Source organism: Paraburkholderia dilworthii (assembly GCF_000472525.1).
Taxonomy (GTDB): domain Bacteria; phylum Pseudomonadota; class Gammaproteobacteria; order Burkholderiales; family Burkholderiaceae; genus Paraburkholderia; species Paraburkholderia dilworthii.
Genome location: NZ_AWZT01000141.1, coordinates 1 through 1023, shown reverse-complemented (window position 1 = coordinate 1023; position 1023 = coordinate 1). Strand labels below are relative to the sequence as shown.

The following is a 1023-nucleotide window of genomic DNA, read 5'->3' as shown; positions in this document are numbered from 1 at the left end:
CCAGATTGTGTCAAAACGGTTTTTGGAGCGCTAAAATTTGCCATCCGACAGCGAGGGATAAGCAGGATGAAACGGTTCGTTCAAGGCGACAATCGTACGCAAAGCTTTCTCCTCCCTGAAGCGCTCGATGACTACGTGACGGACACAAATCCCGTGCGCGTAGTTGATGTCTTTGTAGATGAGCTTGATCTTCATAAGCTTGGGTTTGAAGGCGTCGAACCAGCGTTGACGGGTCGGCCTTCGTATCACCCCGAGGTGATGCTCAAGATCTATATCTATGGTTACCTGAACCGGATCCAATCGAGCCGTCGCCTTGAACGCGAGGCCCAGCGCAACGTCGAACTCATGTGGCTCACGGGCCGCCTGGCACCGGACTTCAAGACCATCGCGCGGTTCCGCAAGGACAACGGCAGAGCGATCCGTAGCGTCTGCCGTCAGTTCGTCGTGCTGTGCCAGCGTCTGGACCTTTTCGCCGAAGCGATCGTTGCGATTGACGGCAGCAAGTTCAAGGCGGTGAACCACCGCGACCGTAACTTCACGAGCGCGAAGCTTGAACGACGCATGCGCGACATCGAGTCAAGTATCGCCCGCTATCTCGATGCGATGGACACAGCGGATCGTCAGGAGCCTGCCATCGCAAAGGTCCGGACAGAGCGATTGCAGGACAAGATTGCGGCCTTGAAGGAGCAGATGCGAGGCCTCAAGGAGATTGAGGTCCAACTCAACGCAGCACCCGACAAACAGGTATCGCTCACGGACCCGGATGCCCGTTCGATGAAGACACGAGGAACGGGGGTCGTCGGCTACAACGTCCAGACTGCGGTTGACACGAAGCACCATTTGATTGTCGCGCATGTCGTGACCAATGATGGCCTCGATCGTGATCAGTTGACGTCGATGGCGAAGCTTGCCCGCACGGAGATGGCCGTCGACAAGCTCACTGCAGTTGCGGATCGGGGCTACTACAAGAGCGAGGAGATACTTGCATGCCATGAGGCCGGAATAAGCGTGTTCGTTCCGAAG

1 protein-coding gene is annotated in these 1023 nt (G+C 56.7%); it reads left to right on the top strand.

Features of this window, described 5'->3' with window-relative positions; genetic code table 11:
- Positions 1 to 66: 66 nt before the first annotated feature.
- A partial coding sequence (locus F759_RS39970) for an IS1182 family transposase (protein WP_036026354.1) occupies positions 67 to 1023 on the top strand: 957 nt, incomplete at its 3' end.